Genomic DNA, 22,381 nt, shown 5'->3' with positions numbered 1-22,381 from the left:
GCACATTCTATATATGAAATCGTCTGATCAGCTCATTCTTTACTCTCCGGTCTCCCAAAACAATGGTGACTGCAAGAATTATTACGGTCACCACCACTGTCACAATGGACAGAAGCGGTCTGGTAATCAGCCCTGCTGCCCATAGAATTAACGGAATAAAGCTGAAAACAGTAACTGCAATCTGATACATGAAATAGCTTTGCCAGTTCATTCGGTTAACAAGAATTAAAAATACCACCGCCAGGTCAGCAAATAATATGGTACTTGGTATCCCATAGTTCACAGACCAGCCGCTGTACCCTGTCACATGATCAATCGCAACCCATACCAGCTCTGCCGCTATGGTCTGCATGACTACTTTCCCTGCCAGATTGGAATGTCGCATAAAGGAATACCGGACTGTCATGACGGAATAGGCCATTAAGGCAATTGCGATCACTGACCATATGGAACCAGAATAGGTAGCCAGGTTAATGATTCCAAGAATCACCGCGGCAAAGATCATAATGCCGTAAAAGATATTGGCAATCTTTTTCATCCGCTCCTTGTCATACCGGATCTGGGGATACTGTCCCTTATCATCTCTGTGGTCCGGCACCCCATTGCTTTCCAGTTCAACCGGAATCCCTTCATTCCTTAGAAAGCCAAAAAACGTGTCCGCAAGCCTTGTATCCTGAAAAACGGAACTGAAGGTAACAATCACCTCATCATCATAGGAACAAACTCCGCATTTCATGGGCTGTCTGCGGGATACACCGATCATCATGGTAAAGCGTTCAATCTCATTTGCATATTCTTCATCCATCTCAATGGGACCGATGTTTGACAATGTCATGGTATATGCCCCATTGTTCCTCCAGAATATCAGATTTAAAGCAAGCCATTTTATAACAAGAGGAGTAATGCGCAGATACCACTTCTTCTCACTGGAAACATTATAGGAAATAGTCTCCTCCATCTTCTCTTTTGTAATCTTTTCATCCATCTGGGTACAGACCACATGTAGTATTTCCTCAAAGGTATGATTCTCTCCGTAAGAAAGAAATTCCACTAACGTCACGGCAAAAAAATTCGCCATTGTCTCAGAACCGAAAAAATTCCTCAGATTGATGGGAATGCTGATTCCTATGGATTGTTCAGACGGCTTCTTTTTTAAATACTCCTGATAAATAGACCAGATCAGTGCAGCAGTTAAAAAACGGGTAATGCTGACGCCATACCCCTTGCTCACAGCCTTCATCTCTTTTAAACCGATATAACCGTGAAGAATATTCTCCTCATCCAAAGAGAGCAGCTCCCCGGTAATATGATAGGCTTTTGCAGAACTGTATTTCTGTTTCCGGATCTTTCTATAATTACGGACATAACTGTCCTCCACATTCATGGAAACATCGGAAGAAATCTTCTGGGGCGCCCTGTGACCGGTTCTTGAATCCTTTACCAGATCCAGATAGCGGTAAACCAGTGCCTTTAAAAAATTAACAGCACCCAGTCCATCTGTGACAGCATGAAATACTTCCAGATTGATCCGGCTGCCAAAATAAGTGACCCGGAATAAAAAAAGCTGGTTGCTGTGAGGGTCAATATACTTACAGGGATAGGTTGTCTCCCGTTCAATGACCGGCATCCGGCTGTTGTGTTCAAAATAATACCAGAAAAAGCCTCTCCTCAGTTTTACGGAAAATCCTTCAAACTGTGGCAGAACTTCCTCTAACGCTCTCTGTAGGGTTCCAGGTACCACTTCACTTTTTAACTGGGCACTGATCCGGAACACATTGCTTAAATTTTCATCGGCTATGACAGGAAAAATCTTTGCCGTATTGTCAAGCCTTCTCCATCGTTCACCCTGCGGGCTTTTCTTCATCGTTTCGGCACTCCTTAATTTAAGAAAAGGCGGATCTCGCCGGTCTCCCGGCAGAAATCCTCCTTTTTTCACTAGACGCGGAAATAATATCCTACGCCCCATTTCGTATGCACATATTTGGGATCGCTGGGGCTGGGCTCAATTTTCTCCCTCAGACGCCTTACATGAACATCTACAGTACGGACATCACCAGTGTCCATCGCCTTGTTCCCCCAAACATAAGTAAGCAACTGTTCTCTGCTGTAAACTTTGCTGGGATTGCAGGTTAAAAGCTCCAGAAGATCGAATTCCTTTGCTGTTAAATTGATCTCCTTCTCTGCAATAAAGACCCTTCTGGCATCCCGGTCCAGCTTTAAATCACCGGCTGTCACCAGATGGCTGTCTTCCTTGTGATCCCGTCTCCCCTTCTTGGCATTTCTTCGCATAATTGCCTTAATTCTTGCTTTTACTTCCAGAATGTTAAAGGGCTTCGTAATGTAATCATCCGCTCCATACTCAAGCCCCAGAATCTTATCCATATCGTTGCCCTTGGCTGTCAGCATAATGATGGGCATCTCGGAAAACTCCCGGATCGCCTGACAAACCTCATATCCATCAAACTTTGGAAGCATGACATCCAAAAGCACTACATCGTATTCCTTCTGTTTTGCCAGATTAATGGCTTCCTCACCGTCATAGGCACAGTCCACTTCCATACCGTCCTGCTCCAGACTGAATCTCATTCCCTTTACAATCAGTTTTTCGTCATCTACTACTAAAACACTTGCCATTTTGCACCTCTGTCTTCTATTTAAACCGTGATATCGTCTTTTATCTTCTGAAAGGCTGCCTCCTTAATCCCTGATATCTTCATAATGTCTTCAATCTTCTGAAATCCACCGTGACTCTCCCGGTAACGAATGATGTCATCCGCTTTCGCCTCTCCCACTCCTCTTAAGGTCATGAGCTGGCTCTTATCAGCCGTGTTAAGATTCACTTTACGTCTGCCTTCTGATGAACCTGTTCCGGAAGAAAATGCCTGGTCCAAAAGCACTTTGGCTTCTTCCTTGTCCGGAACTTTTATCTTCATCCCGTCTTTGACCGGTTCCGCCATGTTTAGCGAATCAGCTGCTGCATGTTCCGTAAAACCACCGGCTACTGCCACAGCCTGAAAGATGCGGCTTCCCTCCTCCAGCTCATAGACGCCTGGGGACACCACCTCTCCGCATATATGTACATAGCAAATACGTAACGGTTCTTTTGATGTTTCTTTTAAATCCCCGGCTAAAGTTTCCTCTTGTGACGATGCAGGCGTCTCCTGAATGGAAACAAACCCGTCTTCCCGGTATTTATGATTTCTGTTTAAGCCATAGCAAATACTGCATATGATTACGCAGAAAGCTATGGCTGCGATCTTAATCCTATGATGGTTCATGGAATCCTCCCTTTACAAAATTTTGCAAAAAAGGATCCCATCCTCAGCCCTTGTACCTATTCTACCTAAAGAAATAAGTAAATACAAGCACTATTTCCAAATTAGTTAAAGATTATAATGCCTATGATGGCTACAACTGCCCCAATCAGTTTTTTCCACTCAAATCCAACTTTTTCCACGCCGAATAAACCAAATACCTCCACTGCATAAGCCACCACGATCTGGGATACTACTATCACCAGCGCTGCTTTTGCCGGACCTAGCGTCCCCATACTTTTTACAACTGTATAAGTAATAAATGCGCCGATAATGCCTCCGATCAGCATATATTTGGGGTGAACCGAAAGAAGGGTTGAAATATCGTCCCTCCCTGAGAAATACCATAAAATGAGGCAGGTTAAAAAAGCGGTCAGCTGGACCCAACCCGTGGAAACCCACATACTTGTCTGTTTGGACACTCCCGTATTTAATACTCCCTGTATGCTCATTAGCGCTCCTGATATCAGAGCAATGATAAAGCCTGTCATTTACACAACCTCCGCATCTGTATTTTTTTATTTGAAAAAATGCAATGATGCACTGCTTTACTAGGTTGTGCTTAATTTACTTTTTTATACTTATTTTACAGTCTCAAATAACTTGACATTCCCTTTTATTTCAGTTATACTCACACCGAAATGAAAAAATTATGACACGCTGGGGGAGCCTTAGGCTGAGAATGGTATTTACCTGACCCTTACTACTTGAACCGGACAATGCCGGCGGAAGGAAGCAATAGTAGTAGTCCCCTCCTGTGCATACGAAGGAGGTTTTTTTATGTCATTTTTTCTAACCTATTCTCAGGAATCCGGAGAATACCTTTTAAAACCAGCCGGTTACGGACTGGTGATTGCAGCACTTTTAATAATTTTACTGGGAATTCATCTGCTTACTGGAAAATCACTTCCCACCAGACAGCTGAAAACCCGGCAGATGGTAACCTGCGCAGGTGCGATGGCACTGGCTATGGTGGCATCCTTCATCAAATTTGCCTCACTTCCGTTCGGAGGTTCCATCACATTGTTTTCCATGCTGTTTATCTGTCTGATTGGCTATATCTACGGCGTTAAAGCCGGAATCATGACAGGAGTGGCATACGGAATTCTTCAGTTTATTATGGGGCCATATATTTACGCTCCCGTTCAGGTTCTCCTGGACTATCCCATAGCATTCGGCTGCCTGGGCCTTTCCGGATTATTTCATAACAGAAAATACGGACTGATTCCAGGATATATCACAGGTGTTTTAGGCAGATATTTATGCCATGTTATTTCCGGCTACATATTCTTTGCTTCCTATGCGCCGGAAGGCATGAACCCGCTTTTATATACCTTTGGATATAACGCTACCTATATTATTCCTGAAATGGTTGTAACTATCGTAATATTATATCTGCCACCGGTCATCGAAGCCATCACCCAGATGAAACGCCAGGCAGTAAACGGCTAAAATAGATAATAGTCCAGCATAGAGATATATCCTGTCTGGACTATTATTTTATTTGTCGCTGCGCTGCTGTACACTTATTTGGTATCTTGCAAAAGAATCATCATGAAGTCGTTTACTTTCCTTATCTGGTCTGGAATCTTTGGCTTTAATATCTGTATTTCCATTTTGGTCAAAAACATTCAGCGCTCTATCCACTCCATTCATGAAAGCACTCCATTTTTTTTCAGACATATTATTATTGCATTCACGGTCATTTTCTAAATCCTCATTAATCTTCTTTTTAATTTTTTCCTCCCATTTTAATACTTCATTTCTAAATACCTCTGCCATATTTATTTCTGTGCCACCATTGTATTTTGTTCCCACATTCTTTGATACGGTATCAGTATGGCAGTATTTATTTAACCCGGTTATTTCCATAAAATTTTTCCTCCTTACAGTGTCCACGGTAACAGTTTATAGAAATTAATTATGCTTTTCTATTTCTATTATCGGCTGACATTAAGTAAATATAAATTACAGCGGGCACAATGCAAGCGAAAAATACCGCCCTCCCGGACGGTATTTTTCGCTATATTACTTATTTCTTTTTATGTGTTAACAGCTTCATAATCTCCACGATCGGAATAATGGAAACGGAAATCAATACTGCCACAAGATATTCCACCAGTGAAATATGCTCAAAGGAAAACGCTTCCCGTAAAAATGGAACATAAATGACTGCGGTTGTCAGAACAAAGGACACTGCTAATGATGCGGTTAAAAAGTTATTCCTTGATTTTAAATGAAAGATGGAATCCTTTCTGGAACGCATATTAAAGGAATGAAACATCTCCAGCAGGGACAGGGCTAAAAACGCCATAGTCATACCATCGGAACTCTCTGCAATTTCCCATACTCCGCTTTCCATATAATGTCCGATCAAGTACGCAGCCAGAGTGAGAATGGCAATTACCATGCCCTGAAATGCCGTTTCGGCCCCTACTCCATCGGAAAACACACCATCTTTGGGGCTTCTTGGATCGCGCTTCATAATATCGCCTTCTTCTGCTTCCATACCAAGACCGATAGCAGGGAAACAGTCTGTAATCAGGTTAATCCACAACAAATGCACCGGTTTTAAAATAGTAAACCCGAAAAGACTGGCGACAAATACGGCAATTACCTCTGCAAGATTTGAGGAAAGTAAAAACTGGATCGCCTTACGGATATTGTCGTAAATACGGCGTCCCTCTGCTACTGCAGCTACGATGGTTGCAAAATTGTCATCAGCAAGCACCATATCTGCAACATCCTTAGTCACATCTGTTCCGGTAATTCCCATTCCCACGCCAATATCAGCTTCTTTAATAGAAGGAGCATCGTTCACTCCATCTCCTGTCATGGCTGTTACTTTGGAAAGCTTCTTCCATGTCTTAACAATCCGTACTTTATGTTCCGGCTGAACTCTTGCATAAACAGAATAATTCTGTATGGTCTTTTCCAGTTCCTCCTCGGAAATCTTCTGAAGTTCGGCACCGGTAATCGCCATACTTTCATTTTCAAGAATTCCAAGCTCTTTTGCAATGGCAACTGCGGTATCCTTATGGTCTCCAGTGATCATAATGGGACGGATGCCTGCTTCCTGGCACTCTGTAATGGCTGCTTTTACTTCCGGGCGTACCGGATCAATCATTCCGGACAGTCCCAGATACACCAGATCTTTTTCCAGAATATCCGGTTCCATGGCAGCCGGGGCGCTGTCCCACTCTCTCATGGAAGCGCACAAAACCCTGAGTGCCTTATCAGCCATGCTTTTATTGGCTTTTAAAATGGCTTCCCGGATTTCATCTGTCATTTCTGCAATGCCATCCCCTGTATATACTTTGGTGCATCGCTTTAAAACCTCATCAGGAGCTCCTTTTGTAAACTGTATTACAGTGCCGTCTGCTTTTTTATGTACCGTTGACATCATTTTTCTGACCGAATCAAAGGGTGCTTCCCCAATTCTGACATATATCCTGGATAACTCCGGCTTTGACAGACCGTTTTTAAATGCATCGTTAACCAGGGCACATTCCGTAGGTTCTCCCACTGCCTGGGAACTGTCCAGATCCAGTTGCGCATCACAGCACAGTGACATGGCAGTCATTAAAAGAGTTTCATCAGAGGCAGAATGCTCCACAACCGTCATTTTGTTTTGTGTTAAGGTTCCTGTCTTATCCGAGCAGATAATCTGGGTACAGCCCAGGGTTTCCACAGCTGTCAGTCTTCTGATAATGGCATGTTTCTTTGACATCTTAGTCACACCAATGGAAAGCAGAATGGTGACAACGGCTGCCAGACCTTCCGGAATAGCGGCTACTGCCAGAGAAACCGCAATCATAAAGGTATCAATAATCTGATCTAAATGAATCCCGCCTCCAGATATGCCAATTCTTATTAAATCTATGGCGAACATAAGAGCACAGATTCCAAGTACCATAATGGACAGTACTTTGGAAAGCTGATCTAATTTAATCTGCAGCGGAGTCTCTTCCTCCCTGGCTGTGTTGAGTGCATCGGCAATATGACCGATTTCAGTTTCCATGCCAGTATAGCATACCACAGCCTTCCCTCTTCCATAAACAATGGTAGAACCGGTATAAACCATGTTCTTTCTGTCTGCCAGCCCAACCTCTCCTGAGCCGCCTGAAACGGCTTCCATCATCTTAGATACGGATACGGATTCTCCTGTCAGCGCCGCTTCCTCTACCTTTAAGCTGGCAGATTCCAGGACTCTGGAATCTGCAGGTACGCTGTCCCCTGCTTCCAGAAGAATGATGTCACCAGGAACCAGTTCTTCGGACCGGACAATAAGAAGCTTGTCATTTCGAATTACCTTTGATGTGGCTGCAGCCATCTCCTGTAACGATTGGATTGCAGATTCTGCTTTGGATTGCTGATAAACACCCAGAACGGCATTGATAATAACCACAGAAATAATAATAAGGGTATCAATCATGCTTTCCCCTGCATAAATCGAAGTTACACCTGAAATAACCGCTGCAACAATCAGAACAATTGTCATAAAGTTAGCAAGTTCTTTTAAAAATTTTTCAATCAGGCTGGGCTTTTTCCCTTCCTTTAGTTTGTTAAACCCATACTTTGACCTTCTCTCTTCCACTGAAGCATCCGAAAGTCCCTGAAGCGATGTCTCCAACTGGCTTAAAACATCTGTTGATTCCATTAAGTACTCTTTTCGCATAGTTTTTCTCCCGTAAATAAATGAATGGCATGTCCAAGTTGTCGCTCCAAATCGTTCATATTTGGAACATTTGATTCGTAGTTTATTATACCATATTTCATTTTTCTTTGAAAGCAATAAAATTATTTTGTGTATATTGTACAAAAACCTGTATCTCGTTTCTATGATGTGTTTCATAAATGAACTAAAACAATGATTTAATTGGTTGGTGAACCAATTCCCGTATGGTATCATGTTTTTAAGATACAAGGGCGTTTATAAAAACCTGATAAAAGCAGATGGAAAAGGAAATTACATGATTAAATTATTAATAATATCAGATGATTTTACGGGCGCACTGGATACCAGTGTCCAGTTATCAGCAAGTGGTGCAACTGCGTATGTTACCTTAGATTCTAAGTTTAATACGACAGATTTCAGCCCTGAAACTGATGTCCTGGTGGTTGATGCCGAAACCCGTCACTTAAACCAGAAAGACGCCTATGAAGCTGTGTTTTCCATAACAGAGCGCGCACGAAAAGCCGGAATTCCTTTTATATATAAAAAAACAGATTCCGTTCTTCGTGGAAATATCGGAGCAGAGCTTTCTGCTGTACTAAAAGCTGGCGGACAGAAGAGGATCCATTTTATTCCCGCTTATCCCCAGATGAACCGCACCACCAGAAAGGGAATCCACTACGCTGACAGCGTACCTATTGATGAAAGCATTTTTGGAAAAGATCCCTTTGAACCTGTTTTATACTCTGACATCACACAGATTATCCGGTCCCAGACAGATATTCCTTCTTTTATTATAGAAGATCCCCGACAGGACTGGAGCCAGTATGAGGGAATTCTCATTCATGATTCACAGTCAGCAGACGATCTGGAACAGATTGCACAGAAGCTGAAAGAGAAAGGGGAAATACATCTGCTGTCGGGCTGCGCAGGATTCGCGTCGCTGCTTCCCATGCTGACAGGGATTTCCGGGAGCAAACCTCAAACACCAGAAATATCTTCTCATTTGCTCATCGCATGCGGCAGTATTCATCCGGTATCTCTGGCCCAATGCAGTTATGCTGTTAGAAGCGGGGCTCCACATTACCACCTGACTCCGGAAGAAAAACTGAGTCCTGCCTGGGCAAATGGAGATTCAGCCTGCAGCCTGGTGTCTCATGTGTTTCAATCCTGCAAGGAATCACCTGTGGTTATTTTAAATGCCAACGGGCCGGACGAGCCGGGGAAGACCTACGCATATGCAAAAGAAAGAGGAATTGAACTTTCTCAGATCAGAGAAAATGTGGTGGCTGTAATGGCGCGGCTGGTCGAAGATCTGATTGACCGCGGAGTAAACGCTACTGTATTTCTCATGGGCGGGGATCTTCTATACCAGTTTATAAAACAGACTGGTATAAACGTGATATCACCTGTCTGTGAGGTTGAGCAGGGTGTTGTACTCTCAGAAGTACTCTACAAGGGAAAAAGAATCAATATCATATCAAAATCAGGTGGTTTCGGCAGGGAATCTCTCTTTATGGATCTGTCAGACCGGTTTCAAATTTAAATCTGTGTATCCGGCAATAAAATAATTGCCATAAAAAAATACAAATCAGGAGGATAAAACATGCAATACGCGAAATTACCTGGCCTGACCTGGGACGGCACTATTTACCAAAATGATGATATGGGAATTCTGGAAGCACTCCTTCCTACCGGTGGATATCCCACCGCCCATGCTCCGGCAATGCTTGAACTGCCTGACGGCGATCTGCTGTGCTGCTGGTTTGCAGGCACCTACGAAGGCAGCGCCGATATCCATATTATCTGCTCCCTTCTTCCTAAAGACGCAGCAGCATGGCTTCCGCCTGTGGACATCTCCAGTGACCCTGACCGCAGTGAGCAGAACCCCTCCTTATTCTACGGTCCTGATCATGCTGTATGGGCTATGTACACCGCCCAGATGGATCGCCAGGAAGGCAAAGACAACATGCAGTATACAGCCGTAGTACGCTGCCAGAAGAGTACGGATGGGGGCAGAACATGGGGGGCCTATGAAACAGTGTTCCCCGAAGAAGGAACCTTTTGCCGCCAGCCGATTCAGATACTATCATCTGGACGGTGGATTTTCGCCAACTGGCTGTGCACAGATTCCAAAGAAGGACTGTCCGGAGATCCCACCGCTTTCCGCATCTCTGATGATGAAGGAAAGACGTGGCGCATGGTAATGATGCCTGAGAGCAACGGTCATGTTCATGCCAATGTCATAGAGCTGGATAACGGTCATCTGGTTGCTTTTATGCGTAACCGTGAAGCATTCCGTATCCACCGCAGTGAGTCCTTTGACTGGGGCGAAACATGGAGTGAGCCGGCTCCCACACCTCTTCCAAACAACAACTCCAGTATCAGTGCAGTGAAACTGCAAAGCGGACGCATTGCCATTGCCTACAACCCTACCTGCACACCCGATCCCCATCCGGGCAAGGCTGCATGGCCTGGTCTTCGCTGCCCGGTTGCGGTTGCACTGACTGAGGATGGCGGTCTTACTTTCCCCATCATCCGCTATATGGAACGGGGGGAAGGCTATATGGGCGAGGAAAATAAAACCAATAACCGGCAGTACGAATATCCCTGTCTGATGCAGTCAGATGATGGGGCTCTCCATCTGGCCTATGCCTCCCACACCCGCGCCGGAGTGAAATACCTTCGATTCACCGAGGAGGATGTTCTGGGTCAAAAGAGAGAACGGGTTGGACTCTATAACCCAACTGCTGCCCAGAGCCATTAATAACACTGAGAGGATTTAAAAATGCTGAAAACCTATAACATTAAAATGCCCCACGCCGTATATGGCGGAGAAAACGCCATGGAAAGCGTCACAACCATCTTAAAAAACCGAAAGGTAAATCGGGTTGCCATGTTTACAGATAAGGGAATCGAGGAATCCGGCCTGTTCTCCCTGCCTGAGGAGGCAGTAAAAGCTGCAGGAGCCCATTACTATGTCCTTGATGAACTCCCTCCGGAACCGACTTATACCGCAGTTCAAAAGCTGGTAGACCAGTTTAAAGCCAGCAAAGCGGATATGATCGTAGCCTGCGGCGGCGGCAGTGTCATGGACGCAGCCAAGCTGGCAAGTATCCTCGTCACCGACGAGTACGGAGTGAAGGAACTGTTAGACGATCCGGGCCGTGCACAAAAGTGCGTTCCCATTATTCTGATTCCCACCACTGCAGGTACTGGAGCAGAGGTTACCCCCAATGCCATTGTTGCCGTTCCGGAAAAGGAATTAAAGGTGGGAATTGTCAACGAGAACATGATTGCTGACTATGTGATACTGGATGCCAGAATGATTAAGAACGTCCCCCGCAAGATTGCAGCAGCTACGGGCGTGGATGCTCTGGCTCACTGCATCGAGTGCTTTACCAGCAATAAAGCAAATCCATTCAGCGATTTGTACGCACTTGAGGGTCTGGATCTGATTCTTAACAACATCATGGAGGCATGTAACAACTCCGAGGCAATGGAAGCTAAAAACAGGATGCAGATTGCGGCCTATTACGGGGGACTGGCTATTACTGCCTCCGGAACTACTGCCGTACACGCATTAAGCTATCCCCTTGGAGGTAAATACCACATTCCACACGGCGTTTCCAACGCAATGTTACTGGCTCCGGTCATGGGATTCAATGAACCGGTATGCCGTGAGAAATTTGCTGCTGTTTATGACCGGTGTGTTCACACCCAGGGAAACTGCCAGACAGCGGAAGAAAAAAGTGCTTATCTGCTTGCGTGGATGGAGAATATCGTAAAAGAATTAGAAATCCCCACCAGCTTAAAAGAGTTTGGAGTACCCGCCGAAGACTTAGACGGACTGGTAGAGGCCGGTATGCAGGTAACACGCCTTCTGGTAAACAATATGCGGGAAGTTACACCTGCTGATGCCAGGTCACTGTATGAGAAAATTATTTAATCAGAGGAGATTATTATCATGAAGAACGTCGAATTAAAAGGCATTATCCCACCAATTCTAACCCCTATGAACGCCGATGAATCTATTAATCTGGAGGAGCTGCGTAACCAGATTGAACGAATGCTGGAGGGTGGTGTTCACGGTATATTCCCATTTGGAACCAATGGAGAAGGTTATATTTTAAATGAAAAAGAAAAAATCGAAGTGCTTGAGGCCGCCATCGATCAGGTAAACCATCGTGTTCCGGTATATGCAGGTACAGGCTGCATTTCCACGTCTGATACCATTCGTGTCAGCCGGAAAGCTCAGGAACTTGGCGCTGATGTGCTGTCCATTATCACACCCAGCTTTGCTCTTGCTTCGCAGAAAGAGCTTTATGATCATTACGTGGAAATTGCCAAACATGTAGATATTCCAATTGTGCTATACAACATCCCGGCACGTACAGGCAATAAATTACTTCCTGAGACCGTTGCAAAGCTGGCGAAAGATGTAGACCTTATTATGGGTGCCAAAGATTCCAGCGGTGACTGGGATAACTTACTTGCCTACATCAACCTTACAAAGGATTTAGATAAAGATTTCCGTGTATTATCCGGAAACGATTCCCTTATCCTTCCCTGCCTTGAAGCAGGCGGTGCCGGCGGTATTGCCGGATGTGCCAACGTATATCCACATGTTCTTGCATCTATTTATGAACTGTTTCAGGCCGGTAAACTGGAGGAGGCTAAGGCTGCTCAGGACTCCATCGCCTCGTTCCGTGCTGTATTCAAATATGGCAACCCCAATACGGTTGTTAAAAAGGCTGTTTCTCTGCTTGGTTATCCGGTAGGCGACTGCCGCCGTCCTTTTAACTATCTATGTGAGGAAGGAATTGACGCACTAAAACAGGTTTTAAAGGAAAATGCCGACAGAGGGATGTGCTGATATGAATAATCTAATGAGACCTATTATTGGAATTTCCATGGGTGATCCCTTTGGAAATGGCCCGGAGATTACGGTTCGGGCATTGGCAGATGAAAAACTCTATGAGCGCTGTAAGCCTTTGATAGTAGGGGATGAAACTTCCATAAATTACGCTTTAAAGGTGGCTGAAAAAGTTCATGGCATTCATTTGAAGCTGAATGTCATCTCTTCTCCCGCTGAAGGCAAATACACTTATGGCACCATTGATCTGATGGATTTAAAGCTGATTCCTGCAGATGCAATTCCGGACACCTCAGAACTGAATGAACCAAAACCCTTTGGCGTAGGTGCCTGTGCACTGGGTGGTGAGGCAGCCTTCCAGTATGTAGTAAAAGTGATTCAGCTGGCTATGGAGCATCAGATTGACGCTACCGTTACCAACGCCCTGAGTAAAGAAGCCATAAACATGGCAGGTCATCACTATTCCGGTCATACTGAAATTTATGCTGATTATACGGATACACCAAAGTACACCATGATGCTGGCTCACGGCGACCTGCGGGTAGTCCATGTTTCCACTCATGTGTCATTACGGGAAGCTTGTGATCGAGTGAAAAAGGACCGTGTTCTGGATTGCATTCGAATTGCCAACGAAGGCTGCAAAGCCCTGGGAATAAAGGAACCCAAAATCGGAGTAGCAGGGTTAAATCCCCACTGTGGTGAGAACGGCATGTTTGGCTGGGAGGAAGTCGAAGAAATCCAGCCTGCCATTGATGCAGCCATGGCTGAGGGAATTATTATTCCGGAAAAGAAGCCCACCCCTCCCGATACCATATTTTCTAAAGCACTGGGCGGCTGGTACGATATTGTTGTCGCCATGTACCATGATCAGGGTCACATTCCCCTGAAGGTAAAAGGGTTTGTTTATAACCGTGAAGAAAAACACTGGGAAGCGGTTGAAGGTGTTAACGTGACTCTCGGACTGCCTGTCATTCGTGCCAGTGTAGACCATGGAACCGGCATCGATCTTGCTGGCAGCGGCCGCTCCAGTGAACTGAGTCTGGTCAATGCAATTGATTACGCCATCCATATGGTTCATGCCAGAAAAGAATCCTGAAATTGATAAATTGCACCCTACTGCCAATTAATATAGCTTTATATAAGAGAGGAGTCCAAACAAATGACTATCCCAATGATTATTGCTCTTGCTATCACAATTTTCATGATTATTTTGATTATGACAGACAAACTTCCATTCGGTGCACCTCCAATACTTGCCTGTCTTCTAATGGTTCTTTTTGGCATAACCGATATCAAGACTGCTTTCGGCGGTTTTTCTAACGCTACCATTATTATGCTTGCCTCTTTCATGGCAATCGTGGCCGCTCTTCAAAAGACAAGCCTGATTGGTGCTTTCAGAAAAACAATTATGAATATGGCTGACAAAGGTGGATACAAGGCATATATCATGTTGTTTATAATCGTCATGCTGGCCAGCAGTATCTTTGGAACAGGTTCCACTGCATTCTATGTTCTTACTTTAGGTATTTTATCTACGATACAGTACTCTGACAAATTACCACGTGGCAAGGTGATCGCTGCTGCCGGTTTCGCAGCTAACCACCCACTGATCCCAGTTAATGTTACATTACAATACGGCATTGTTATTGCTGTATTAGCAGCTGCCAAATCCGGTATTACCAGCGTTTCCTTAGCGAAATTCTCTATTGTAAATCTGATTCTTTCTCTGGCTTATGTGGCATGGGCTTTAATTGGTTATAAAATTTTGCCTAACAAAAATGTGGAAGATACAGAAACCGGCACAGATAAATCCAGGGATACCGTTTACGATTTACCAAAATGGAAAGAAAATGCAACCTATGCGGCCTTTATCGCAGCTGTTATCGGTATGATTCTTCAAAGTAAAGTAGGCGATGCCGGATATATGATTCCAGGTTTATCTGCAGGTCTGGTTTTAGTGATCGGTGTTCTGAATTTTGATGAAATTCGTAATAACATTGGAGCTCCAATTATTTTGATGTCAGCTGGCGTTATTGGTGTTGCTGATGCTCTTGGGGGCACCGGATTAACTGCTTTAGTTGGAGAAACAGTAGCGAATATGCTTGGAACAAATATCAATCCTTTCATTCTGATTTTTGTATTCTGTATGTTAACAAGTGTACTTGCAACCCTTACAGGATCCACAATCGGTACTGTGTATGTATTTGCGCCTATGGCGATTGCTACCTGTATGAGTCTTGGACTGAATCCGACAGCTGCCGCTGCTGCAATTGTAATTTCAGGCTGGAATGGCCATTTCTTACCAATTGACGGTATGCCAGCTATGGTAATGGGAATTGGTAAATATAAACTGACAGAGTTTTGGAAATACACGATTCCGATGTACTTTATCAGACTGCTTGCTTTAACTGCCGGAGCTTTGCTATTGTTCCCAATGTAAAATGTTAATCTACTTAAATGAGAAAGAGGTACAGTTATGAATAATAAATATGAACTGGAGCATATTGGCATAAACACTCCAAATTCGGAAGAAGCAGAAAAACTGGCGCAGCTGCTGAGTATGATGTTTAACCTGGAGCCTCGCCACGGTCAGAAGTCTGAGTTTGGAGGTCCTTATTTTGAATGTATGAAAGCTCCTTTCCTGGGTTCAAATGGTCACATTGCCATGCGTACACCGGATTTAACCTCTGCCGTTCAGGAATTGAAAGAAAAAGGCTTTTCCTTTAACATGGAGACTGCGGCATATTTTGAAGATGGAACACTGAAAAATGTCTATTTAGACGGTGAGTTTGGAGGCTTTGCCATTCATATTATGCAAAAATAACAGATAAAAACCGCTGATCCATTTGCCAATGAAACATCGCATCTGGATCAGCGGTTTTCTATGAATCAGAGAAGTTCATGAATGTCTTTTGTCTCATGATCCTCATATTTGACTACGTTGCCTTCCCAGGTTCTGAATTTTACATAACCCGGACCTCTGGAAATAATATAATTGGGGAATATGGGAGTTTTGCCCTGCCCCTTTGGTGCATTGACAATAAATGTGGGAATTGCCATACCGGAGGTATATCCTCTTAAATATTCCATAATCTCAATGCCATCTTCAATGGATGTGTTAAAGTGGGTGGTTCCCTGTACATGCTTCGCATGAAAAATATAATATGGCCGCACCCTGCACTTTAACAATTCATGATTGAGCACACGCATTACAAATTTGTCATTGTTAATACCATTTAACAAAACTGCCTGATTTCCCAGAACAATTCCTGCATCAGCAAGCCTTTCACAGGCTGCTTTTGATTCTTCTGTAATCTCCATGGGGTGATTAAAATGAGTGTTTAGATAGATTGGGTGGTATTTCTTTAACATATCGCAAAGCTCTTTGGTGATTCTCTGGGGCATGGTTACGGGAATTCTGCTGCCAAGCCTTATGTAATCCACATGAGGAATCTCCTTTAACTGGCTGATAATCCATTCCAGCTGCTGATCTGACAGAGTGAGTGCATCTCCCCCTGTGATAAGAACATCCCTGATTTCCTCATTCTCTCTGATGTAATGAATGGATTCTGCAATCTTGTCACGGGAATTGTGGACATCCTGTTCCCCGATGTTGCGCCGTCTCTGGCAGTGCCTGCAGTACATGGCACATTCATTGGTTACGTTGATAATCAGGCGGTCCGGATACCGTCTGGTAATACATCCGGCTGGGTTGGTATACTCTTCTGCCATAGGATCTAAATCCGTACAGCTGTCTTCCAGCTCCTTATAGTTTGGGACACTCATCAGACGTATGGGATCAAAGCTGTCGTCCGGATCTGCAAGACTTAGGTAATACGGGGAAACTGCCCACCGAAATTTTTCCCCCACTTCCCGGATCAGCTGCTTCTCTTTTTCGCTGACAGGAAGAATCCGGCTTAAGCTCTCCACATCTGTAATTCTGTTTTTCAATTGCCATCTGTAGTCATTCCAGTCCTCTTCCGTTGCCGAATAAATATGAAGTATTTTGTTTTTCCGTTCCTTCAGCACATCTTCTTTGCTGATACCAGTGGAAATTGATTTCCTTGCCTCAAGAAAATCTTCAATCCTCCCCTTCAGTTCATCTGCCCGCTGTAGTGATATTTGACGTTTTTTTTCTTTTTCCATATATTTATTCTCCTTTTGCTCCAAAAGAAACAACTTCATTATAGCAAATAAGTTGTTACTACGTCAATAAAATTTATTCTGCTAAAAGAAAAAAAGAAGCCCGCTTTTTATAAGCTGACCTCTTCACTTACACTAACAGATTCTTGGAAGACCTTCTCCATACAAAAGATCAATGGTTCGAAGTCCATTAAGCCTGGTTTTCATTCTGACTCCGTTTCCCTCGAGAACTGTTCCAATGATTCTGGCATTTGTTCCGTATTTACTGTTCTGCACTGCTTTTAACGCCTTTTCGGCCTGATTTCCCGGGACAACCGCTATCATCTTTCCCTCATTGGCCATATAGAGCGGATCCAGCCCCAGGATACCGCAAAAGCCTTTTACCTCAGGACTGACAGGAAGCGCTTCCTCCCAGATCTCCACACTGCATGCAGACTGCTCTGCTGCTTCATTTAAAACCGTGGCAAGACCGCCTCTGGTGACATCCCGCATGCAGTGAACCCTGATCTGGCTGTCCAATAAGTTCTGGACTATGGAGTTAAGCGGCGCACAATCGCTGGCAATCTGATTTTCTATCCCCATGCGGTGGGAAAGAATCGCCGCGTGATGCTCTCCTAAGTTTCCCGATAAAATAATGGCATCACCTGGTTTACAGTGAGAGATACTGATACCGCCTTTCATTACTTCCCCTATTCCCGACGTATTAATAAAAACACCGCCATTGCCATCCACTACCTTGGTATCGCCTGCTACAATCCGGACTCCTGCTTCTTTTGCAGTCAGAGCCATGGTGCGGGCGATTTCCTCTATGGTTTCCAGCTCAGTCCCTTCTTCTATAATAAAGCCTGCAGTGAGATACTTTGGAACTGCTCCCATCATGGACAAATCGTTAACAGTCCCGCACACTGCCAGCTTGCCAATATTTCCTCCTCTGAAAAACAGAGGGGTAACAACAAAGGAATCTGTTGTGTAGGCAATTTTTCCCTCAACAGACAGCACTGCCGCATCTTCCAGTCTGTTTAACGTTTTATTATTGAAATGCTTTAAAAAAACCTGATTAATTAGATCACCGGTCTGCTTGCCACCGCTGCCGTAAGACATATCAATTTTCATAACCTCTGTCCTGACCTTTCATCTGTTATTGTGATTGGATTTATGAATTCTGATACCAGATCCCGCAGGCTCCTTCTGATGACACCATACAGGGACCAATTGCATGAAGCGGCGTGCAGACCGTCTTAAACAGCGGGCATTCTGCCGGATTCCTGCGTCCCAGAATCACGTCTGTACATTTGCACCCTTTGGGCATTTCCTCATTCATGCCCTCAATACGGCTGCCCCCGTCAAATATCTCATATTCCTTTTTCGGCCTTAAAGCGGAATTTTCAATGATACCGATCCCCCGCCAGAAATCATCTCCCTGTTCAAAATACTCTGAAAGCAGGGCACGGGCTTTTTCATTGCCTTTTTCCTTTACTGCAGTGGCGTACATATTTTTCACTTCATATCGGCCTGTTTTTAACTGCCTCATGATTTCATAGACAGCTGCCAGAATATGCTCTCCCTCAAAGCCTGCAATTACAAACGGCTTCCTGTATTTTTCCGCCAGTTCCCGGTAGCTGTCAGCCCCCGTAATCACGCTGACATGGCCAGGGCTTAAGAATGCATCGATATTTTTTTCTCTCTCACAGATATAAGAAAGGGCCGGTACGATTGTTTTTACAGAAGTTAAAAGTTTCAGATTGGTAATATTTTTTTGCTTCATCTCCTCCATCATGAGAGCATAGATGGGTGCGGTCGTCTCAAACCCTACCGCTGCAAACAGATACTGGATGTTTTTATGCTCTCTGGCCTCTGTTAAAGCCATTAATGGAGAATACAGGATTTTCACTTTTCCTCCTGCTGCCTTTGCTTCTGTTAAGGACATGCTGCTGCCTTTTACTTTCATCATATCGCCAAAGGTCAAAACACAGTGATCCTCTTTTAAGGAAAATTCTGTCAATCGGTCGATATAAGCAGATGAGGTAACACAAACCGGACAGCCGGGGCCGGAGATCAGTTTAATTTTAGGAGATATCATACTTCTGATTCCATTTTTAAAAATGCTTGAAGTATGGGTTCCGCAGACCTCCATGATTTTCACCGGTTTCCCGTCATAAGATTTCAGTTCATCAATCACTTCCTGGATCTTCATACCTGTCCTCCTGAAGTTCTGAAAAAAGGCTTAAGATATCCTCAGCCATTTCCCCGCTTATTACTTCTATGGCACAGCCTGCGTGGATCAGGACATAATCTCCGATTCCAGCATCCACAAGCTTTATATTCACATCGGTGATATTATCCATTACATTCACTCTTGCATAATCTCCCCGTATTTCTATGACTTTTCCTGGTATTGCAACGCACATGAGATTCTCTCCTTTCTTCCAGTTACCTGTTACTTTCCTTCCAATGTTCTCTGCCTAAGTAGATCTGTCCAAGACTCAGTCCGCCGTCCCCCGGCGGAACAAGGCGGTTTACGTATACATGAAAACCTCTTTCCTTTAAAAGGGTAATCGTCAGTTCTGTAAGAACCGTGTTCTGAAATACACCTCCACTCAGTGCCACATCACTGGTATGGTGACAGTCTCTCAAGATTTCACAGATTTCTGCAATTCCTTCTGCTGCTGCATGGTGAAAACCCAGAGCCAGCGCACCGGTTTTCGTTCTGTCTTTGCAGTTTACTGCTGCTTCAAAAAATGGTCTGGGGTCCAGTTTTAAAACACCATCCTCTTTAGTTATCAGAAATGGCAGGGACGGAGGTTTTATATGTTCTCTTCTGGCAATTTCAGCCTCCCGTTCAAGCAGTATGGCGCATTCTCCCTCATACCTGTTCTCATGGGCAATCTGAAGGACAGATGCCGCTGCATCAAAGAGCCTGCCCATACTGGAAGTTAAAACTGTATTAATTCTTTGATCCAGAGCAGCCGTTATCAGCTGCTTTCTTTCATCGGGAAATGAACTGTCAAGACCTGCATGATGGAGATAACAGACTGCAGTCTTTTTCCCATCCCGCATGGACTGATCACCTCCAAGAATCGGGAATGGGCGCAAATGAGCAGCCCGGACAAATTCCGTTCCTTCGCAAATTAAGAATTCCCCTCCCCATATGCTCCCATCGGTTCCATAGCCGGTTCCGTCAAATGCCACGCCTATTACGGGACCTTTCAGCCCATGCTCCGCCATAACAGATGCAATATGGGCATGATGATGCTGAACTTTCATCACAGGGAGCATCAGACTTTGGGTAAAACGGGAAGAGTAATAATTGGGATGCTGGTCACAAACTGCCAGCTTCGGGGTAATGTTTAACAGGCGTGTCAGATCTTTGTAGGATTTTTTATACTCCTCCCTAACACTGAATTCTTCCAAATCACCGAAATACTGGGATACAACTGCTTTTGCCCCGCGGCTGAGACAAAAAGCCGCTTTTAAATCTCCTCCCGCAGCGAAAACCTCTGCTTCTCCGGCTTTTTCTTTTTGCAGAAAAACCGGATAAGGAACATATCCCCGGCTTCTTCTGATAAGCTGAGGACTGCCTGCCACGATCTTTGCTACGGAATCATCTACGGATCTTACTATTCTTCTTCTATGATACAATACTCCATCAAGGTATGGATCGGAAAGAGAACACATACAATCATCTTCACGGATAATTGGCTGTCCTGATGTATTGGCGCTTGTCATAATAAGGGGGCCAAGTTCTTCCGTCAGCAGATGCTGAAGGGGCGTATAGGGCAGAAATGCTCCGCAGTACAGGCTTTTTTTATTGGTGGACGGAGCCATGAGGTCTTCCCGCATCGGAAGCAGTACGATGGGTCTTGCTTTGGATGTAAGCAGTATCTCTTCTTCTCTTGAAACATCACAGTATTTCTTTATTTCTGAAACAGAATGAAACATAACGGCAAAAGGCTTTTCTTCCCGTCCTTTGCATTGGCGAAGCCGGACTACCGATTTCTCGAGAAAAGGCGAACACACCAGGTGATAGCCTCCGATTCCTTTTACTGCCACGATTCCGCCATCTCCCAGCACCTTTATGGCTTTTTTTAAGGCCTCCCGGTCGGTAAGTTCTTCCGCCTCCCGCTGCCTGTTATCCTGGTATAAAAGATAGGGTCCGCAGTCATTACAGGAAATTGTCTGCGCATGAAACCGTCTGCTTTCGGGAGAAGTGTATTCCTTATTGCAGGCACTGCACATGGGGAAATCCTTCATGACAGTGTTGTCTCTGTCATAGGGCATTTCTTCTATTATGGTGTATCTGGGACCGCACGCCATACAGCTGATAAATGGATTGCCATATCTTCTGTCCAATGGATCAGCAAGTTCTTTTAAGCATTGGGGGCAGACAGGCAGATCTGCAGGAATCATGGAAATTTCTTTTGCTTCACCGCTTGGTATGATAACAAAATTTTCAAGATCAGAGACCGGCAGACCTTCTGTCTCCATGTTTATAATCTCATATCTTTGATCTTTATTTTCTTTTAAATCAGATAAGAACCGGTCCAGTGCTGTTTTTGATGCCTGTGCCACAATTTCCACATCACCGCCAACGTTTCGTACCCATCCTTTCAACCCCAGTTCTCTGGCTGCACGATAAACAAGGGGTCGGAATCCAACCCCCTGTACAATACCGCAGACTTTAATTTTTACTGCTGTTTCTTTATTTTTTCCATTATCCATTCTGCTGCCTTTTCATAGCCTTCTCCGGTCTTTCCTGAGACCTTGATCACCGGAGCTGTTTTATTTAATGCCCGTACTCCCTTCATGAAAAAGTCTTCATCGAAGTCTACATAGGGTAAAAGATCACATTTGTTTAACAGAATTAAATCTGCCTTTTCAAATGCCAGAGGATATTTATAAGGCTTGTCGCTTCCCTCTGTTACAGTGGATATGAGCATTTTCGCATGCTCGCCAATCATAAATTCGGCAGGACAAACCAGATTTCCGATATTTTCAATAAACAGCACTCCATCACTGATGTGAAGATCCTCTACCGCCTGTCCGATTAACGGAGAATCCAGATGACAGGCTCCGCCGGTGTTGATCTGAATCGCTTTTACACCCAGGGATTGTAAGGTTTTTGTATCAAAATCTGCCTCAATATCACCTTCAATGACATAAGCGGTAACTTCTTCCAGACGTTTGATCAGCTGAATCAGAGAGGTGGTCTTTCCCGCTCCGGGCGCTCCCATTACATTGACGGCAAAAATACCGCTCTCTGTCAGGGAAGCCTGGATTTTAGCTGCAACCTGGTCATTTTTATCATAGACAGACTGCATGATTTCAATTTCTTTATTTTCTGACATGACAACATCCCTGCCTTTCGTAAACAAG

Annotated in this window: 20 protein-coding genes and 1 riboswitch; of the genes, 8 read left to right on the top strand and 12 right to left on the bottom strand. The window is 44.4% G+C overall.

Going from position 1 to position 22,381, the window contains the following annotated elements; all coding sequences use genetic code 11:
• Positions 1–7: 7 nt before the first annotated feature.
• The 4 genes from BXY41_RS04200 to BXY41_RS04185 form a co-directional block, all read right to left on the bottom strand.
• A complete protein-coding gene (locus BXY41_RS04200; RefSeq protein ID WP_104434992.1) occupies positions 8–1,864 on the bottom strand; it encodes a DUF6320 domain-containing protein in 1,857 nt (618 codons plus the stop codon).
• Positions 1,865–1,935: 71 nt separating this feature from the next.
• Entirely contained in the window at positions 1,936–2,634 is a 699-nt protein-coding gene (locus BXY41_RS04195) for a response regulator transcription factor (RefSeq protein WP_104434990.1), read from the bottom strand.
• Between the two features lie 20 nt (positions 2,635–2,654).
• Positions 2,655–3,278 carry a helix-hairpin-helix domain-containing protein gene (locus BXY41_RS04190; RefSeq protein ID WP_104434988.1) on the bottom strand — a complete coding sequence of 208 codons (624 nt, stop codon included), beginning with the start codon at positions 3,276–3,278 and terminating at the stop codon, positions 2,655–2,657.
• Between the two features lie 101 nt (positions 3,279–3,379).
• Positions 3,380–3,805 (bottom strand): DMT family transporter, encoded by a 426-nt coding sequence (locus tag BXY41_RS04185; protein WP_104434986.1) that lies wholly within the window; start codon positions 3,803–3,805, stop codon positions 3,380–3,382.
• 161 nt (positions 3,806–3,966) lie between these two features.
• Positions 3,967–4,065, top strand: a riboswitch (TPP riboswitch).
• Between the two features lie 29 nt (positions 4,066–4,094).
• Here BXY41_RS04185 and thiT point away from each other — a divergent pair.
• Positions 4,095–4,766, top strand: a complete 672-nt coding sequence (gene thiT, locus BXY41_RS04180; RefSeq protein ID WP_104434984.1) for an energy-coupled thiamine transporter ThiT — start codon at positions 4,095–4,097, stop codon at positions 4,764–4,766.
• 48 nt (positions 4,767–4,814) lie between these two features.
• Here the strand turns inward: thiT and BXY41_RS04175 are convergent, their stop codons facing one another.
• A complete protein-coding gene (locus BXY41_RS04175) occupies positions 4,815–5,186 on the bottom strand; it encodes a hypothetical protein (protein WP_104434982.1) in 372 nt (123 codons plus the stop codon).
• A 160-nt stretch (positions 5,187–5,346) separates the two neighbouring features.
• Entirely contained in the window at positions 5,347–7,992 is a 2,646-nt protein-coding gene (locus tag BXY41_RS04170; RefSeq protein WP_104434980.1) for a cation-translocating P-type ATPase, read from the bottom strand.
• A gap of 295 nt (positions 7,993–8,287) precedes the next feature.
• On the opposite strand from BXY41_RS04170, the gene BXY41_RS04165 reads away from it, so the two are divergent.
• From BXY41_RS04165 to BXY41_RS04135, 7 genes are all read left to right on the top strand, one after another.
• Positions 8,288–9,535: a four-carbon acid sugar kinase family protein gene (locus BXY41_RS04165; RefSeq protein WP_170072207.1), complete on the top strand. Its 1,248-nt coding sequence runs from the start codon at positions 8,288–8,290 to the stop codon at positions 9,533–9,535.
• Between the two features lie 60 nt (positions 9,536–9,595).
• Positions 9,596–10,756 (top strand): sialidase family protein, encoded by a 1,161-nt coding sequence (locus tag BXY41_RS04160; protein WP_104434976.1) that lies wholly within the window; start codon positions 9,596–9,598, stop codon positions 10,754–10,756.
• 21 nt (positions 10,757–10,777) lie between these two features.
• Complete coding sequence (locus BXY41_RS04155; RefSeq protein ID WP_104434974.1) at positions 10,778–11,938, top strand: iron-containing alcohol dehydrogenase; 1,161 nt, start codon at positions 10,778–10,780, stop codon at positions 11,936–11,938.
• An 18-nt stretch (positions 11,939–11,956) separates the two neighbouring features.
• Positions 11,957–12,865, top strand: coding sequence for a 4-hydroxy-tetrahydrodipicolinate synthase (gene dapA / locus BXY41_RS04150; RefSeq protein ID WP_104434972.1), 909 nt, complete (start codon positions 11,957–11,959; stop codon positions 12,863–12,865).
• A 1-nt stretch (position 12,866) separates the two neighbouring features.
• Positions 12,867–13,961 (top strand): PdxA family dehydrogenase, encoded by a 1,095-nt coding sequence (locus BXY41_RS04145; protein ID WP_104434970.1) that lies wholly within the window; start codon positions 12,867–12,869, stop codon positions 13,959–13,961.
• Positions 13,962–14,024: 63 nt separating this feature from the next.
• Positions 14,025–15,305 (top strand): SLC13 family permease, encoded by a 1,281-nt coding sequence (locus BXY41_RS04140; protein ID WP_104434968.1) that lies wholly within the window; start codon positions 14,025–14,027, stop codon positions 15,303–15,305.
• A 36-nt stretch (positions 15,306–15,341) separates the two neighbouring features.
• Positions 15,342–15,689, top strand: a complete 348-nt coding sequence (locus tag BXY41_RS04135) for a VOC family protein (protein ID WP_104434966.1) — start codon at positions 15,342–15,344, stop codon at positions 15,687–15,689.
• 65 nt (positions 15,690–15,754) lie between these two features.
• Here BXY41_RS04135 and eam read toward each other — a convergent pair whose 3' ends face one another.
• The 6 genes from eam to hypB all read right to left on the bottom strand — a co-directional run bounded on the left by eam (position 15,755) and on the right by hypB (position 22,353).
• Positions 15,755–17,011, bottom strand: coding sequence for a glutamate 2,3-aminomutase (eam, locus tag BXY41_RS04130; RefSeq protein ID WP_104434964.1), 1,257 nt, complete (start codon positions 17,009–17,011; stop codon positions 15,755–15,757).
• Positions 17,012–17,143: 132 nt separating this feature from the next.
• Positions 17,144–18,121 carry a hydrogenase expression/formation protein HypE gene (gene hypE / locus BXY41_RS04125; RefSeq protein ID WP_104434962.1) on the bottom strand — a complete coding sequence of 326 codons (978 nt, stop codon included), beginning with the start codon at positions 18,119–18,121 and terminating at the stop codon, positions 17,144–17,146.
• Between the two features lie 40 nt (positions 18,122–18,161).
• Positions 18,162–19,202 carry a hydrogenase formation protein HypD gene (hypD, locus tag BXY41_RS04120; RefSeq protein WP_104434960.1) on the bottom strand — a complete coding sequence of 347 codons (1,041 nt, stop codon included), beginning with the start codon at positions 19,200–19,202 and terminating at the stop codon, positions 18,162–18,164.
• Positions 19,180–19,416, bottom strand: coding sequence for a HypC/HybG/HupF family hydrogenase formation chaperone (locus BXY41_RS04115; protein WP_104434958.1), 237 nt, complete (start codon positions 19,414–19,416; stop codon positions 19,180–19,182). Before BXY41_RS04115 ends, hypD begins: the two co-directional genes overlap by 23 nt.
• A gap of 22 nt (positions 19,417–19,438) precedes the next feature.
• Positions 19,439–21,727, bottom strand: coding sequence for a carbamoyltransferase HypF (gene hypF / locus BXY41_RS04110; RefSeq protein WP_104434956.1), 2,289 nt, complete (start codon positions 21,725–21,727; stop codon positions 19,439–19,441).
• Positions 21,694–22,353 (bottom strand): hydrogenase nickel incorporation protein HypB, encoded by a 660-nt coding sequence (gene hypB, locus BXY41_RS04105; protein WP_104434954.1) that lies wholly within the window; start codon positions 22,351–22,353, stop codon positions 21,694–21,696. Before hypB ends, hypF begins: the two co-directional genes overlap by 34 nt.
• Positions 22,354–22,381: the final 28 nt, after the last annotated feature.

This window comes from Lacrimispora xylanisolvens, assembly GCF_002934545.1.
GTDB lineage: Bacteria > Bacillota > Clostridia > Lachnospirales > Lachnospiraceae > Lacrimispora > Lacrimispora xylanisolvens.
The sequence above is the reverse complement of the archived record's forward strand: the minus strand, read 5'-3'. Positions and strand labels throughout refer to the sequence as shown.